At 74.7% G+C, this 15,039-nt stretch carries 15 protein-coding genes; 10 read left to right on the top strand and 5 right to left on the bottom strand.

Going from position 1 to position 15,039, the window contains the following annotated elements; translation table 11 throughout:
• From CRM73_RS14305 to gabT, 3 genes are all read left to right on the top strand, one after another.
• On the top strand, positions 1-431 hold a 431-nt coding region (locus CRM73_RS14305), incomplete at its 5' end, for a helix-turn-helix domain-containing protein (RefSeq protein ID WP_229588190.1).
• A 296-nt stretch (positions 432-727) separates the two neighbouring features.
• On the top strand, positions 728-2,266 hold the full coding sequence (locus tag CRM73_RS14300) for an NAD-dependent succinate-semialdehyde dehydrogenase (protein WP_229588188.1): 1,539 nt from the start codon (positions 728-730) through the stop codon (positions 2,264-2,266).
• Positions 2,267-2,470: 204 nt separating this feature from the next.
• Positions 2,471-3,814 (top strand): 4-aminobutyrate--2-oxoglutarate transaminase, encoded by a 1,344-nt coding sequence (gene gabT / locus CRM73_RS14295; RefSeq protein WP_229588186.1) that lies wholly within the window; start codon positions 2,471-2,473, stop codon positions 3,812-3,814.
• Between the two features lie 150 nt (positions 3,815-3,964).
• Here the strand turns inward: gabT and CRM73_RS14290 are convergent, their stop codons facing one another.
• Positions 3,965-4,918, bottom strand: a complete 954-nt coding sequence (locus tag CRM73_RS14290) for a hypothetical protein (protein WP_035925974.1) — start codon at positions 4,916-4,918, stop codon at positions 3,965-3,967.
• 268 nt (positions 4,919-5,186) lie between these two features.
• Positions 5,187-5,609 (bottom strand): hypothetical protein, encoded by a 423-nt coding sequence (locus tag CRM73_RS14285; RefSeq protein WP_017832063.1) that lies wholly within the window; start codon positions 5,607-5,609, stop codon positions 5,187-5,189.
• A 139-nt stretch (positions 5,610-5,748) separates the two neighbouring features.
• On the opposite strand from CRM73_RS14285, the gene CRM73_RS14280 reads away from it, so the two are divergent.
• Complete coding sequence (locus CRM73_RS14280; RefSeq protein ID WP_229588184.1) at positions 5,749-7,260, top strand: amidase; 1,512 nt, start codon at positions 5,749-5,751, stop codon at positions 7,258-7,260.
• On the opposite strand, the gene CRM73_RS14275 is transcribed toward CRM73_RS14280, so the two are convergent.
• Positions 7,257-7,448, bottom strand: a complete 192-nt coding sequence (locus CRM73_RS14275) for a hypothetical protein (RefSeq protein ID WP_017832065.1) — start codon at positions 7,446-7,448, stop codon at positions 7,257-7,259. The genes CRM73_RS14280 and CRM73_RS14275 overlap by 4 nt on opposite strands.
• A 174-nt stretch (positions 7,449-7,622) precedes the next feature.
• Between CRM73_RS14275 and pgm the strand changes: the two genes are divergently transcribed.
• A complete protein-coding gene (gene pgm, locus CRM73_RS14270) occupies positions 7,623-9,257 on the top strand; it encodes a phosphoglucomutase (alpha-D-glucose-1,6-bisphosphate-dependent) (RefSeq protein ID WP_229588182.1) in 1,635 nt (544 codons plus the stop codon).
• Here the strand turns inward: pgm and CRM73_RS14265 are convergent.
• The gene (locus CRM73_RS14265; protein ID WP_176337932.1) at positions 9,247-9,945 is read right to left on the bottom strand and encodes a metal-dependent transcriptional regulator; all 699 of its coding nucleotides are present in this window, start codon (positions 9,943-9,945) and stop codon (positions 9,247-9,249) included. The genes pgm and CRM73_RS14265 overlap by 11 nt on opposite strands.
• A 226-nt stretch (positions 9,946-10,171) precedes the next feature.
• Between CRM73_RS14265 and CRM73_RS14260 the strand changes: the two genes are divergently transcribed.
• From CRM73_RS14260 to CRM73_RS14240, 5 genes are all read left to right on the top strand, one after another.
• A complete protein-coding gene (locus tag CRM73_RS14260) occupies positions 10,172-10,705 on the top strand; it encodes a DUF4242 domain-containing protein (RefSeq protein WP_035925959.1) in 534 nt (177 codons plus the stop codon).
• A gap of 125 nt (positions 10,706-10,830) precedes the next feature.
• Positions 10,831-11,922: an acyl-CoA dehydrogenase family protein gene (locus CRM73_RS14255; RefSeq protein ID WP_017832069.1), complete on the top strand. Its 1,092-nt coding sequence runs from the start codon at positions 10,831-10,833 to the stop codon at positions 11,920-11,922.
• A complete protein-coding gene (locus CRM73_RS14250) occupies positions 11,898-12,650 on the top strand; it encodes an ABC transporter ATP-binding protein (protein WP_229588180.1) in 753 nt (250 codons plus the stop codon). Before CRM73_RS14255 ends, CRM73_RS14250 begins: the two co-directional genes overlap by 25 nt.
• A complete protein-coding gene (locus tag CRM73_RS14245; protein WP_035925956.1) occupies positions 12,647-13,828 on the top strand; it encodes an ABC transporter substrate-binding protein in 1,182 nt (393 codons plus the stop codon). Before CRM73_RS14250 ends, CRM73_RS14245 begins: the two co-directional genes overlap by 4 nt.
• Positions 13,825-14,709 (top strand): ABC transporter permease, encoded by an 885-nt coding sequence (locus CRM73_RS14240; protein ID WP_081994338.1) that lies wholly within the window; start codon positions 13,825-13,827, stop codon positions 14,707-14,709. The genes CRM73_RS14245 and CRM73_RS14240 overlap by 4 nt, the downstream gene beginning before the upstream one ends.
• A gap of 3 nt (positions 14,710-14,712) precedes the next feature.
• Here the strand turns inward: CRM73_RS14240 and CRM73_RS19995 are convergent.
• Positions 14,713-15,039: CDGSH iron-sulfur domain-containing protein (locus tag CRM73_RS19995; protein WP_370658542.1), on the bottom strand; the 327-nt coding region annotated here is incomplete at its 5' end.

The following is a 15,039-nucleotide window of genomic DNA, read 5'->3' as shown; positions in this document are numbered from 1 at the left end:
CCGCCGAGGCCTCCGGGCTGCGGGCCGGCATCGGCGGCCCGGCGGCCGTGCACGAGACGGACGCGAGCGACCGGGAGGCCCGCGAGGCGCTGGAGCGCACCACGGACCGTCAGCACGTCGGCACGTGGGACGACCTCGTGGCGGGCGGCGTCGCCGGGCTCCTCCCGCCCGAGACCGCCCGGGCCTGGGCGCGGCAGCTGCTCGGCCCCGTCGACGGGGCCGGGCGGCTGTCCCTGCTGCGCACGTTCCTCGCCCACAACGGCAACCGGAGCGGGACGGCCGAGTCCCTGGGGATCCACCGCAACACCCTGCAGCAGCGGCTGCAGGAAATCGAGGAGGCGCTCGGCCGGTCCGTGGACGACCCGCAGCTGCGCGCGGAGCTGTGGATCGCCCTGCGGCTGTCCGACCGGCCCGACCGGTCGGCGCCGTAGCCCGCCGTCGTTCCTCTGTGCACTGTGCACGACGACGTCACGAAGATTCAGCATCCTGCTGGGTCGCCCCGGCGCTAGCCTGGAGCAGTCGGGGGACCGTGGCGGCCCCTCGGCGCCGGCTCCGCCCCGGCTCGGCGTCACCCGGTGACGACGTCCCCGCGGGGGAGCCCGTCCGGAGTCCTACGATGGACGGGCGGGCCCAGTGCTGTCGCCCGCCCGTCCGACGAACCCCCTGACGCAGCGCAGCGCCACCGGTGCCCGGTGGCCCGGCGCGCGTCGAGAAGAGAGGCTGATACATGAGCACCACGGACAAGGCCCCCGCGGCCACCGGCATGAAGGACCGCATCGAGGCGGTCCTCGCCAAGACCCCCACGGGACTGCTGATCAACGGTCAGTGGCGCGACGCCTCGGACGGGGGGACCTTCGAGGTGGAGAACCCGGCCACCGGCGAGGTCATCGCGACCATGGCCTCGGCCACCCGCGAGGACTCCCAGGCCGCGATGGACGCCGCCGCCGACGCCCAGGAGTCCTGGGCCCGCACCCCCGCCCGGGAGCGCTCGGAGATCCTGCGGCGCGCGTTCGACCTCGTGCAGGAGCGCGCCGAGGACCTCGCGCTGCTGATGACCCTGGAGATGGGCAAGCCGCTGGCCGAGGCCGCCGGGGAGGTCAAGTACGGCGGGGAGTTCCTGCGCTGGTTCGCCGAGGAGGCCGTGCGCGACTACGGCCGCTACCTCGACACCCCCGAGGGCAACCTGCGCATGCTGGTCACCCACAAGCCCGTGGGCCCGTGCCTGCTGATCACCCCGTGGAACTTCCCGCTGGCGATGGCCACCCGCAAGGTCGCCCCGGCCGTGGCCGCCGGCTGCACCATGGTGCTCAAGCCCGCCCGACTGACCCCGCTCACCTCCCAGTACTTCGCCCAGCTCATGCTCGACGCCGGGCTGCCCGCCGGGGTGCTCAACGTGGTCTCCTCCAAGTCCGCCTCGGCCGTGTCCGAGCCGATCATGGCCGACCCCAGGCTGCGGAAGGTCTCCTTCACCGGCTCCACCCCGGTGGGCAAGCAGCTGATGAAGCTGGCCACCGACAACGTGCTGCGCACCTCCATGGAGCTCGGCGGCAACGGGCCGCTGATCGTCTTCGAGGACGCCGACATCGACAAGGCCGTGGCCGGCGCCATGGCCGCGAAGATGCGCAACATGGGCGAGGCCTGCACGGCCGCCAACCGGCTGCTGGTGCACGAGGACGTGGTGGACGAGTTCGTCGAGAAGATGGCCGCGAAGATGGCCGCGCTCACCGTGGGCAACGGCGTGGACGACGGCGTGAGCGTGGGCCCGATGGTCGAGGCCAAGGCCCGCGACTCCGTCGAGGAGTTCGTGACCGACGCCGTGGAGCGCGGGGCGAAGGTCGTCGTCGGCGGGGCGCGCGTGGACGGGCCCGGCTACTTCTTCCAGCCCACCCTGCTGCGCGACGTCCCCGTCGACGCCCGCGCGGTGACCGAGGAGATCTTCGGCCCCGTGGCCCCGGTCGTCACCTTCAAGGACGAGGACGAGGCCGTGGCCCTGGCCAACTCCACCGAGTACGGCCTGGCCTCCTACGTGTTCACCGAGAACATCTCCCGCGGCCTGCGCATCGGCGACCGCATCGAGTTCGGCCTCATGGGCCTCAACGTCGGGGTGATCTCCAACGCGGCCGCCCCGTTCGGCGGCGTCAAGCAGTCCGGCCTGGGCCGCGAGGGCGGGGCCGAGGGCCTCCACGAGTACACCACCACCCAGTACATCGGCGTGGAGAACCCCTGGGCCAACGTCCCGAACCCCGGCACCGGCACCCCCGCCTGAGGTCCTGACCCGGGTTCCCGCACCGGGACGGCGGTCGTCGCAGGCAGCTGCGGCGGCCGCCGTCCCGTGCCGGGGCACTCCCGCCCGGCGCCCCCGACCGTTCCGTCCCGTCCCCACCGTCCCGTCCCCACCGTCCCGTCCCCACCGTCCCGTCCCCACCGTCCCGTCCCCACCGTCCCGTCCCCACCGAAAGGAGATCTCGTCGTGACCGAGATCCAGTACCGTCTCGAGCAGGTCCGTCACCTCGACGGCGCCCTCCCGGGCCCCAAGTCCCGCGAGCTGTCCGAGCGGCGCGCCGCGGCCGTCGCCTCCGGAGTCGCCTCCTCCGTGCCCGCCTACGCCGCGGACGTGGACGGCGGGATCGTGCTCGACGTCGACGGCAACCAGCTCGTCGACCTCGGGTCCGGCATCGCCGTGACCAGCGTGGGCGCCTCCGCCCCCGCCGTGGTCGCCAAGGTGCAGGAGGCCGTGGCGCACTTCACCCACACCTGCTTCATGGTCACCCCGTACGAGGGCTACGTGGCCGTCGCGGAGAAGCTCGCCGAGCTCTCCCCCGGCGACCACCAGAAGAAGGCCGCGCTGTTCAACTCGGGCTCCGAGGCCGTCGAGAACGCCGTGAAGATCTCCCGCGTGCACACCGGCCGCCAGGCCGTGGTCGTGTTCGACCACGCCTACCACGGGCGCACGAACATGACCCTCGCGATGACCGCCAAGGTGATGCCCTACAAGCAGGGCTTCGGCCCGTTCGCCGGCGAGGTCTACCGCGTGCCCGTGTCCTACCCGTTCCGGGACCCGGAGGGCATGACCGGCGCCGAGGCCGCCCGCCGCGCGCTGCTCCAGGTGGAGAAGCAGGTCGGCGCCGAGAACGTGGCCGCCGTCGTGATCGAGCCCATCCAGGGCGAGGGCGGGTTCATCGTGCCGGCCGACGGCTTCCTGCCCGCGCTGTCCGAGTGGTGCACCGACAACGGCGCCGTGTTCGTCGTCGACGAGGTCCAGTCCGGCATCGCGCGCACCGGCGAGTGGTTCGCCGTGGACCACGAGGGCGTCGTCCCCGACCTGATCACCGTGGCCAAGGGCGTGGCCGGCGGCATGCCGCTGTCCGGCGTGGTCGGCCGCGCCGAGATCATGGACTCCGTCCACGCGGGCGGCCTCGGCGGCACCTACGGCGGCAACCCCGTGGCCTGCGCCGCCGCCCTCGGCGCGCTGCAGACCATCGAGGAGTGGGACCTCGTGGCCCGCGCCCGCCGGATCGAGGAGATCATCCGGGAGGAGCTGGCCCCGGTGGCCGAGGAGACCGGCACCGTGGGCGAGATCCGCGGCCGCGGGGCCATGATGGCGCTGGAGTTCGTCCGGCCCGGCGGCACGGAGCCCGACGCCGACGCCGCCAAGGCGATCGCCGCGGAGTGCCTCGCGCAGGGCGTCATCATCCTGACCTGCGGGACCTTCGGCAACATCGTGCGCCTGCTGCCCCCGCTCGTCATCGGCGAGGAGCTGCTGCGCGACGGCCTGCAGGTGCTCGCCCAGGCCGTCCGCAACGCGGCGGCCTAGGCCAGCTCGAGGAGTCTCGTCCAGCATCCCCCTCACGCCGAGGGGTCTCGTTCGCACGGTCAGTCAGTCACATTCCGTCCGGACGAGCCCCCTCGGCGCGGCGGGCGGCCGGTCGCGACCCCTCGCCCCGCGCACCCCGGCTCGGCCCCGTCACCGGCGGTGCGCGACCCCCATGGCCTCCCACACCAGGGCGACCGCCACCGGCACCCGGCCCCGCGTCGTCGTCGTGTGCCGGTGCAGGTCGTGAGCGCAGATCCGGAGTTCCCGCCACCCCGCCGACTCCGTGGCCCGCAACCGCCTGATGTCCAGCACTCGCTGCTCCGCCCGGTCGTGGTGGGCACCCTCGTACTGCAGGCTGAGCCGGTGGCTCTCCAGGGCGAGGTCGGGCTGCGCCAGCAGCGTCCCGTCGGGCCCCAGCAGGGGATGGTCGAGCACCAGGCCCCGGATCCCGTGGTCCTCGAGCAGCAGCCGCAGCCGTGTCTCGCCGGGCGAGTCCGACCCCACCCGCATCCGCTCGACCGCGGCGCGGGCCGTGCGGATGCCACGCCGCCCGGCGTGCGCCCGCACCCCGGTCTCGAGCTCGTCCGGCCGGCACACCGCGGCCACGGCCCGGCGGATCCCGTGGCGGTGGGCGTCGACCAGTCCGTCGGCGAGCACCACTGCCTCCGTCACCGTGAGCTCGGCGCAGATGTCCAGGAACGTGCGCACCGGTGACGTGACGGCCACCCCGTGGACGCGGACCACCTCGTGCGGACCGAGGCGTCCCCTCCGGCAGACGACGCCGGGCCGCCTCAGGGCCCTCGAGTCGTCGGCGCGCGTGAGCCACAGCTCCGAGGACCGCTGCCAGGGATCAGGAACCCGCATCCGGTGGAGCAGCGCCGCGGAGCGGTGGCTGATCACCGTCCCCGGATACCGGCGGGTCAGTGCCCGTGCCGCTTCCAGCAGCGGAGCGGGACAGCCGGCGGGGACCCGCACTCCCCTGCCGACGGGGCTGGTGAGGTCGGCGTCCCGGAGCCGGTGCTCCGCGACGCCCAGGGCGAGTGCCTCCCGACGTGAGAAGCCGATGCCACGGAGTTCGGGCGGCAGGGGTGCGGGGTGTCTCATGCCGGGAGCATGACCGCCGTGGACGGGCGGAGGAGGGCGCGAGCACACGGAGTGGCGCAGTCCTGCTCTCCCGGACCGTCATCGTGCCCCGGTGGAGTGCGATTGCGCCGCCCGGCATTCTGCGGCCCCTCCAGGGCGAGGGGGCGGGTTCTGCACGTCGCCATCACCGAGGGGGCGCTGCCGGACCCTCCGCGACGCTGTTTCCCACCGAACGCGACCCCTCGCGCACCGGGAGTGCCGAACGCGACTCCTCGCGCACGGCGGGAGGTCAGCCGGAGCAGCGCTCCTGCAGGCCTCTGACCTCCTGGACCACGCTGATGAAGGAGCGCTCGCCCTGCCGGAAGCCGGCGACGGCCTCACGGACCGAGGTGAGCTGCCCGGACAGCTCGTCCGGGGCGGTGGCCGCGAGCTCGTCGACCTCGGTGAACAGCCCGGCGGGATCGTCCCGCAGCTGCTGCGGCGCGGTGCGCACGGTCTCGAGCACCCGGGCGCACGTCTCCTGGACGGTGGCCGGCGAGGCCCCGCCGGAGGCCGTGGGGGCGCTCGCGGCGGCGGACGCCGTCGAGTCCGGACCGCTGCCGGCCGCGCCGTCCCCCTCGGCGGAGGACGAGCAGCCGGCGAGGGCCAGGAGCAGGACGGACGCCGTCGCCGCGCGGATCGCCGCGGGACGGGGCGCACAGGCGGTGGGCACGGGGGACTCCTGCGGGTCGGGGAAGATCGAAAACCGGGGCGCGCGGGCACGTCCGGACAGCCGCCAGCCTACTAGCCTGGGCTCAGCGCCCTGCGGAGCCCCGGACGGGGACCGCGCGACCGTCGGACAGGAGCCTGCCGTGACCTCGATCGGAGACCTCAGCGCCGTGCAGCTGCGGGACGCGCTCGCGCGCGGCGAGCTGGGCGCGGTGGAGACCGCCGAGCACTTCCTGGCCAGGATCGAGGCGCGCAATCCGGCGCTGGGGGCGTTCGTCCACGTCGCTGCGCACCTCGCCCTCGACCGGGCGCGCGCGCTCGACGCCCTGCCCGCCGGGGCCGCCCGCAGAGCGCTGCACGGCGTGCCGCTCGCGGTGAAGGACCTGCACGACGTCGCCGGGATGCCCACCACCTACGGTTCCGCCGCCGTGACCGGACGGCGCGGCGGCGCGCCCGTGGCGGAGGACGACGACGACCTCGCGGCCCTGCTCGGCGCGTCCGGGGCGGTGTGCCTGGGCAAGACCCAGGTGCCCGAGTTCGGCCTCAACTGCTACTCCGAGAACCTCGTGGCCCCGCCCGCCCGGAACCCGCACGACCCGTCCACGGGGGCCGGCGGCTCCTCGGGCGGCCAGGCGGTGGCCGTGGCGGCGGGTCTGCTCCCGGTGGCGCCGGGCTCCGACGGCGGCGGGTCGGTGCGCATCCCGGCGGCGGTGTGCGGGCTGGTCGGGCTCAAGCCCAACCGCGGCCGGGTGCCCACCGCGGACGCGCAGTCGGACGCCGCCCAGCTCGTGGTGAACGGGCCTCTCGCCCGCACGGCCGAGGACGCGGCGCTGCTGCTCGACGTCCTGTGCGCCCCCGCGCCCGGCCCGGCGCACGGCAACGTGGTGCGGCGGGCGGTCCGTGCCGCCCCGCAGGGGTCCTTCCTGGACGGTGTGCGCGCGGCTCGGCGGGGCGACCTCCCGTGGGGAAACCGGCCGCTGCGGATCGGGGTGAGCACCGCCTCCCCGTTCGACGCCGTCCAGGACATCGAGGTCTCCCCGGAGGCCCGCGCCGCCCTCGATGCGGGCGTCGCCCTGCTGCGGGCCGCCGGGCACGAGGTCGAGGAGGCCGAGCTGTCCTACGACCCCGAGTACCCGGGGGCCTTCTTCGACGTGTGGACCACCTCGATGGGCACGGCCCCGCTGGACGACGAGCAGGCGGGGAGGCTCACCGGCCTCGCGGGGGCCTTCCGCGCCCGCGCCCTGCGCCGGTCAGCGGTTGAGCTGGCGCAGGCCGTGGGCGTCCTGCGCCGGATCGAGCAGGACGTGGTCCGGGCCTACGGCGCCTGGGACGTGGTCCTGACGCCCGCGCTCGCCATGACACCGAGGCCGCTGGGCTGGTACTGGGAGGGCTACGACCTCGCGGACCCCGCGGGCGCGGACCAGGACTACCGGCGCCAGTGCGCGTACACGCCGTGGACCTCGGTCGTGAACGTCGTGGGCCTGCCCGCGGTGACCGTCCCGACGCTGTGGACCCGCGCGGCGAGCCACGACGACGGGCCGGTCGTGCCCATGGGCGTCCAGCTCATCGGCCGCCCGAGCGCGGAGGCGCAGCTGCTCGCCGTCGTCGCCCAGCTCGAGGACCAGGGCCGCCCCGGCCCCCGCGCCACCGCCTAGGAGTGGCCCAGGGCCTCCTCCTCCGAGTCGGGGTCGTCCGGATCGGTGGCCGCCTGGGGGTCCTCCTCCGGCTCGAAGCCGGTCGCGTTCTCGTCGGTGGTCAGCCCGACGCCCTGCTCGTTGTCCGGGACGGTGCCCTCCGGGCCCTTGCCCGAGCCCTCGGTCGTCCCGCCGGGTGCGTCGCTCATGGTGTCCCTGCCTCCTCGTTCGGTCCTGCCCTGTCTGGTGCCCTCATCCTGTCCCACCGGCCGCGATTCCTCCACCCCCGCGCGGGCCTCCCGCGCGGCACGGAGCACGAAACCTGGCGACCCGATCGCGTGCCAGCCTCCGCGGGCCCGCCGCCCGGCGGTAGGTTGGGCGCCATGACCAATCGTGCGGGCACCGTCGCCCAACCCAGTGACCTCGTCGACCTCGGCAAGCTCCTCGACGCCTACACCGACGTCGTGCCCGACCCCTCGGACCCGGACCAGCGCGTGGCGTTCGGCACGTCCGGGCACCGCGGCTCGTCCCTCAAGGCCTCGTTCAACGAGCAGCACATCGCGGCGATCACGCAGGCCATCGTGGAGTACCGCGCCGGCCAGCGGATCACCGGCCCGCTGTTCATGGGCAAGGACACCCACGCCCTGTCCGGGCCCGCGCAGGACACCGCGCTCGAGGTGCTGGCCGCCAACGAGGTCACCGTCCTGCTGGACTCCCGGGACGGCTACGTGCCCACCCCGGCGCTGTCCCACGCGATCCTGACCCACAACGCGGGCCGGGCGGAGGCGGTGGCCGACGGCATCGTCATCACCCCCTCGCACAACCCGCCCGGTGACGGCGGCTTCAAGTACAACCCGCCCAACGGCGGCCCCGCGGACTCCGACGCCACCGAGTGGATCGCCCAGCGGGCCAACGAGTTCCTCGAGAACGGCATGTCCGGGGTCCGCCGGGTCTCCCTGGAGCGGGCGCGGGCGGCGGAGACCACGGGCGCCTACGACTTCCTCGAGGAGTACGTGCGGACGCTGCCGGAGGTCGTCGACCTCGACGTGGTCCGGGACTCCGGGCTGCACATCGGCGCGGACCCCATGGGCTCGGCCTCCGTGGCGTACTGGGGCGAGATCGCCCAGCGCTTCGGGCTGAACATGACCGTGGTGAACCCGCAGGTGGACCCGCAGTGGGCGTTCATGACCCTCGACTGGGACGAGAAGATCCGGATGGACTGCTCCTCCCCGAACGCCATGGCCTCCCTCATCGGCAACCGGGACAAGTACGACATCGCCACCGGCAACGACGCCGACACCGACCGCCACGGCATCGTGACCCCGGACGCGGGGCTGATGAACCCGAACCACTACCTGGCGGTGGCGATCGACTACCTCTTCCGCGAGCGCACCGGCTGGTCCCCGGACGCCGGGGTCGGCAAGACCCTGGTGTCCTCCTCGATCATCGACCGGGTGGCGGCCTCGCTGGGCCGCGAGCTCGTGGAGGTGCCGGTGGGCTTCAAGTGGTTCGTGCCCGGCCTGATGGACGGCTCGATCGGCTTCGGCGGCGAGGAGTCCGCGGGCGCGTCCTTCCTGCGCCGGGACGGCTCCGTGTGGTCCACCGACAAGGACGGGATCATCCTGGCCCTGCTGGCCTCGGAGATCACGGCCCGCACCGGCAAGACCCCGTCCCAGCGCTACACGGAGCTCACCGAGGAGTTCGGCGCCCCGGTCTACCAGCGCATCGACGCCCCGGCGAGCCGGGAGCAGAAGGCCGCCCTGAAGAAGCTCTCCCCGGCCCAGGTCGAGGCGGACACCCTGGCCGGCGAGCAGATCACGGCGAAGCTCACGAACGCCCCCGGCAACGGCGCGGCGATCGGCGGGCTGAAGGTCACCACGAAGAACGCGTGGTTCGCGGCCCGGCCGTCCGGCACGGAGGACGTCTACAAGATCTACGCGGAGTCGTTCCTCGGCGAGGAGCACCTGCAGCAGGTCCAGCGGGAGGCCAAGGCGCTGGTGGACGGCGTCATCTCCTGACGGGCCCCGGAGGCGGTCCGGGCCGGTCCCGGGGCCGGACCCAGACCGCCTCCGCAGCGAGGACGTCCACCTCGACGACGTCCCCGTCCAGCACCACGGGCACCGCGCGAAACCGGTGCTCGCCGAGCACGAGCTCGGTGCCCGGCCGGATGCCGGCGGTTCCGAGCCGGCGCAGCACGGCCGGATCCGCGTCCGAGACCCGGGCCACCACCACGGGACTGCCCGGGGCGACGTCGGCGAGGAGCACGGCCGGGGCGGACGGCACGGTGCCGTCCCGCCGCGGGATCGGGTCGCCGTGCGGGTCCCGCTCCGGATGGCCCAGGAGAGCGTCCAGCCGGGCGACGAACTTCTCGCTCACCGCGTGCTCGAGGACCTCGGCCTCCTCGTGCACCTCGTCCCAGGAGTAGCCCAGGTGGCCGGTGAGGAACGCCTCGAGGATCCGGTGGCGCCGCACCATCTGGACGGCGACGTCCCGACCGCGGTCGGTGAGGACGATCCCGCCGTGGGCGGGCCGGCTCAGCAGCCCCTGCGCGGTGAGCTTCTTGACGGCCTCCGACACGGTGGACGGGGACAGGCCCAGCCGCTGGGCCAGCCCGGTAGTGGTCACGGCGTCCGAGGACCACTCCTGGGCCAGCCAGACCGTCTTCAGGCAGTCCTGGACGGACCGGTTCAGTTCTTCCGCGCGCACTCCCCCAGGCTAGCGACCCGCAGGCGGCGGCGCCCGGCGCCGACCCCGGGCGGGCGGACCGGGGCGCATTGTGCACCCTGCGAGCCCCCGGCACGAGGAGAACCCGCCCGGACGCCCCGTGTTGCGAAGTGTGACGGATCCCGGGACCTTCCGGGGGCAGGAGCCTAGCCTGGCAGGAGTGCCCGAGCGGCGACGACGCCGCCCCGACCCGACGGAAGGAACCCCCATGTCGCTCCACCTGCTCGAGATCGTTCCCGCCTCCGCGTCCAAGGACGCCGTGACCCAGCTCATCGCCACGGTCTCCGAGGCCGTCTCCGCGGCGGGCGCCGAGTTCATCGAGTCCCAGGTCACGGCAGACCACGGACGGGTGTTCGTGATCGTGGAGGCCGCCAGCGCCGAGGGCCTCGCCCAGACCGTGCGCACCGCCGCCGGGGACGCCGCCGCGGAGGTCACCGGCCCCGACGCCGTCCGCCTCGTGGGCGCCGAGCTCGACGACATCAAGAAGCTCAAGGGCGACGCGCAGTACCTGGTGGAGTGGGACATCCCCGCCGAGATCACCATGGAGCAGTACCTGGCGCGCAAGAAGGCCAACTCCCCGAAGTACGCCGAGGTCCCCGAGGTCTCCTTCCTGCGCACCTACGTGCGCGAGGACACCGCCAAGTGCCTGTGCTTCTACAACGCCCCCGACGAGGCGGCCGTGGAGCGGGCCCGCCAGGCCGTGGGCACCCCGTTCGACCGGCTGTTCAAGCTCAACGTCTGACGGGCCGCAGCACACGACGACACGGCGGTCCCCGCGAGCCGGGGGCCGCCGTCGTGCTTCGACGCCCGGGCCCGCCCGCCGAGCGGACGAGCCTCGCCCCGCACTCCCCGGCAGAACGGAAGACCATGACCCAGTCCACGCGCTCCCCGTCCACGGCCGGCGGGCCGGACCCCGAGAGCCGGCCCCTGCTCGCGCCGCTCGTCGACTACCCCGAGCACGAGTTCGTCCGCCGCACCGCCGCGGCGCGGGCCCGCGACGTCGACACGGCCGCCGCCTCCCCGCTGGGGACCCTGCGCGAGCTGGGCGCCCGGGGGCTCCTGGACCTCGGCCTGACCGGGTCGCTGGCCCCGCAGGCGGCCGTCGTGTTCGACCTCGCCACCGAGTGCACCGCCACGGCGTTCTCCCTGTGGGCCCACCGGGCGACCGTCGAGTACCTCGCCGCCACCGGGACGGAGATCCCCGCGGACGTGCGCTCCGGGGCCGCGCCCGGCTGCTCGGCGATGGCGCCGGCCTTCAAGGACGCCGCCGGCATCGGCGAGATCCCCGTGACGCTGACCGCCGGCGCGGCGGGACCGGTCCTCGACGGCACCGTGCCGTGGGCCTCCAACCTGTACCCCGAGGGCGTCGTGGTCCTGCCCGCCGTCCGGGAGGACGGCACCCGCGTGGTGGTCCGGACCCGGGTCTCGGCACCGGGGGTGACGGTGCGCCTGCTCGAGAACCTGATGGCGCTCAACGCGACGGCCTCGGGCGTTCTCGTCCTCGAGGGCGTGGCCGTCGACCCCGCCGAGGACCTGCTGAGCGAGGACGTCCCGTCCTTCCTCGCCGCCGTCCGCGGCCCGTTCCTGCTGTTGCAGACCGCCTTCTGCCTCGGCCTCTCGGCCGCCGCGCTGACCGCCGCGCACGAGGCCCTGCAGGGCGTCGCCGAGGTGTTCCGGGAGGAGCTCGAGGAGGCGACCGCCGAGTACCGCCGCCTGCGCGCCGACCTCCTGCGCCTGGCGGAGGCGCCCCGGGAGACCGCCCCCCGGGAGCTGTTCTCCCTCAGGCTGGACGCCGCGCTGCTCACGGGCCGGGCAACCCGGATCGAGGGGAAGGTCGTAGGCGGGCGCGGCTACGCCATGTCCTCCCCCACCGCCCGCCGGGCCCGCGAGGCCGCGTTCCTGCCCGTGCAGTCCCCCACGGAAGGTCACCTGCGGTGGGTGCTGCAGAACCTGGCCTGAGCCGGGCCGCGCCGGCGCTCACCGTCCGCGGGCTGCGCAAGAGCTACCCGGGGGCCTCCGCGCCCGCCCTCGACGGGGTGGACCTGACCCTGCGCAGCGGCGAGACGTTCGCGGTGCTGGGCCCCAGCGGGTCCGGGAAGTCCACGCTGCTGCGGGCGATCGCGGGGCTCGAGCCCCTGGACGGGGGCAGCATCGAGTTCGGCTGCGCCGACGAGCGCTTCGCCGTCGTCTTCCAGGACCCCGGGCTGTTCCCCTGGCTGTCGGTGCGCCAGAACATCGCCCTCGGCGGGCGGTACCGGCGCAACCGGGACCGCTTCGAGGACGCCCGCGTGGACGACCTGCTCGAGATCCTCGGCCTGGTCCCGCTCGCGCACACCCCCGTCCAGGAGCTCTCCGGCGGGCAGGCCCAGCGGGTGTCGGTGGGCCGCGCGCTCGCGGTGCGCCCCGACGTGCTGCTGCTCGACGAGCCGTTCAGCGCCCTGGACCCGGCGACCCGCAAGGACCTCCAGCTGTGGCTGCGCGGGCTCGCGACCGAGCTGGACCTGACGGTCTTCCTCGTGACCCACGACGTCGACGAGGCGATCACCCTCGGCGACCGGATCGGCTTCTTCGCCGGTCCGCGCGGCTTCCGCCGGCAGTGGGTCCCGGCGCAGGACGGCACGACGGCCGAGCAGATCCTCGCCCACTACCGCGGGGCCGACGACGGCTCCGGGAACTGGGTCATATGAGCGCCGGCGGGCCGAGCCGGCGGGTCCTGCTGCGGGCCGGGGCGGGGGCCGCGGCCCTCACCGGGCTCGGCTGGGGCGCGGGCTCCCTCTACGCGGACAGCCAGCAGGAGGCGCGCGGCGCGGCCGACCCGGAGCGCCCGGTGCGGATCGGGTACCTCCCGATCACGGACGCCTCCCCCCTGCTGGTCGCCCACGCCAACGGGTACTACGAGGACGCCGCCGTCCCCGTGGCCGACCCCGTGCTCTTCCGCAGCTGGTCCTCGCTGTCCGAGGCGTTCGTGGCGGGCAAGGTGGACGCGATCCACCTGCTGATGCCCATGGCCCTGTACATGCGCTACGGGCTGCGGGCCGACGTGCGGATCACCGCGTGGAACCACACCAACGGCTCCGCCCTCACGGTCCGCCCGGACGTGGCGGAGATCGCCGACCTGGCCGGGGAGTCCGTGGCGATCCCGGCGTGGTGGTCCGTGCACAACGTGGTGGTCCAGAAGCTGCTGCGGTCCGCGGGCCTGACCCCGGTGATGCGCGAGAACCCGTCCCGGGCGCGGCGCACGGTGGCCCTGCTGCCCATGGCGCCCTCGGACATGCTCCCCGCGCTGAACAACGGCGTGATCGGCGGATACGTGGTGGCCGACCCGTTCAACGCCGCCGCGGAGGCGCGGCAGGTGGGGCACATCCACCGCTTCCTCGGCGACGTGTGGCGCGACCACGCGTGCTGCGTGACCATGATGCGCGGCGAGCTCCTGCGCAACCGCCCCGCGCACGCCGCCGGGTTCATGGACGCCCTCGTCCGGGCCCAGGCCTGGGCCCGGCAGAACCGCCCCGAGACCGCGGCGCTGCTGGCCGCCGGCTACCTCCCCCAGCCCCGGCCCGTGATCGAGCAGGCCCTGACCTACTCCGCCGCCGCGCACGGGGACGCCCTGCACCACCCGGACTGGCACGGCGAGCGCCTGGACTTCCGGCCATACCCGTACGCGAGCTTCACCGAGGAGCTGGTCCGCGCCATGCAGGACACCGTCGTCGACGCCCCGGCGGGGTTCCTCGACGGACTGGACCCGGCGCTCGTGCACCGCGAGCTCGTCGACGACACGCTCGTGACCCGCAGCATCGAGAAGGCAGGCGGACTCGCCGCCTTCGGCATGACCGGCACCACCCGGACCGAGGAGATCAGCGCATGAGCGCGCCGCACCCCGCCCCGCACGACACCCCGGCGTCCCCCACCGACCTCGACGACGCCGCCCGCGGCGCTCCGGCCGGGACCGGTCCGGCGGGCCCCGCCCCGGCGCGGACGCCCCGGCGCACCGGGTCCCGCTGGACCGGCCCGGCCTGGGGGGCCTTCGGGGTGCTGGTCACGATCGCCGTGTGGTGGGCGTTCACGCACGCCGCGGCCGGGGCGAACACCATGATCGCCTCCTTCCAGCCCGAGCGCATGCCCGGTGCGGTGGCCTCGCTGGCCGAGCGGGGGGTGGTGGTCCAGGACGGCCTGACCAGCCTGTGGCGCCTGCTGTGCGGGCTGGCCGTGGCCACGGGCCTGGGCGTGCCGCTGGGCCTGCTCATCGGCTCCTACCGCCGCTTCCGGTGGACCAGCGCCCCGGTGGTGCAGTTCCTGCGCATGGTCTCCCCGCTGTCCTGGGCGCCGGTGGCCGTGGCGCTGCTGGGGGTGGGCAACGCCCCCGTCGTCTTCCTCGTGGCTGCCGCCGCGGTCTGGCCGATCACCATGAACACGGCCGCCGGCGTCAAGGCCCTGGACCCGCTGCACCTGCGGGTCGCCGAGACGCTCGGGGCCACCCCGGTCGAGCGGCTGCGCACCGTGGTGCTGCCCAGCATCCGGCCGTTCGTCATGACCGGGGTGCGGCTGGCCCTGGGGATCTCGTGGGTGGTCATCGTGCCGGCCGAGATGCTCGGGGTCAGCAGCGGCCTGGGCTACGAGATCCTCAACGCCCGGGACCGGCTGGCCTACGACGAGATGCTCGTGGTGATCCTCGTCATCGGCCTGCTGGGCATGGCGCTGGACCAGCTCGCCCAGTGGCTGCTGCGCGAGCCGGGACCGCGCCGCTGAGCCTCAGCGGGCCCGGAACCGGGCCCGCTTGTGCGAGCCGTCGCAGAACGGCTTGATGGACGACGCCCCGCAGCGGCACAGCGCCACGGTGGCGCGCCCGGGGTCGATGGGCCGGTCGTCGCCGTCCAGCAGCTCGTAGCCCCCGCGCACCAGCAGCGGGCCGTCGGGGCACACGGTGATCGTCGCCGCCGCGCCGGACCCGGCAGCAGCGGCCGGTCCGGGGTCGGGCACCGGCGCAGACTCGGGCACGGGCTCGGCGGCCGGGGCGGGGCCCGGGACCGCCCGGACGTCCTCGGGGCGGTGCGCCGCGCTCACCGGACGAGCTCCGCG

This window comes from Kocuria sp. CCUG 69068, from assembly GCF_020833785.1.
Lineage (GTDB): Bacteria > Actinomycetota > Actinomycetes > Actinomycetales > Micrococcaceae > Kocuria > Kocuria rosea.
Note: the sequence above shows the minus strand (reverse complement) of the source record. Positions and strands in the feature narration are given on the sequence as shown.

Bases quoted from the DNA above. Each gene is read 5' to 3' on its own strand.
- CRM73_RS14300 (WP_229588188.1), top strand. From the start codon at position 728: ATGAGCACCACGGACAAGGCCCCCGCGGCCACCGGCATGAAGGACCGC.
- CRM73_RS14290 (WP_035925974.1), bottom strand. From the start codon at position 4,918: ATGAGACACCCCGCACCCCTGCCGCCCGAACTCCGTGGCATCGGCTTC.
- CRM73_RS14275 (WP_017832065.1), bottom strand. From the start codon at position 7,448: ATGAGCGACGCACCCGGCGGGACGACCGAGGGCTCGGGCAAGGGCCCG.
- pgm (WP_229588182.1), top strand. From the start codon at position 7,623: ATGACCAATCGTGCGGGCACCGTCGCCCAACCCAGTGACCTCGTCGAC.
- CRM73_RS14260 (WP_035925959.1), top strand. From the start codon at position 10,172: ATGTCGCTCCACCTGCTCGAGATCGTTCCCGCCTCCGCGTCCAAGGAC.
- CRM73_RS14255 (WP_017832069.1), top strand. From the start codon at position 10,831: ATGACCCAGTCCACGCGCTCCCCGTCCACGGCCGGCGGGCCGGACCCC.
- CRM73_RS14245 (WP_035925956.1), top strand. From the start codon at position 12,647: ATGAGCGCCGGCGGGCCGAGCCGGCGGGTCCTGCTGCGGGCCGGGGCG.
- CRM73_RS14240 (WP_081994338.1), top strand. From the start codon at position 13,825: ATGAGCGCGCCGCACCCCGCCCCGCACGACACCCCGGCGTCCCCCACC.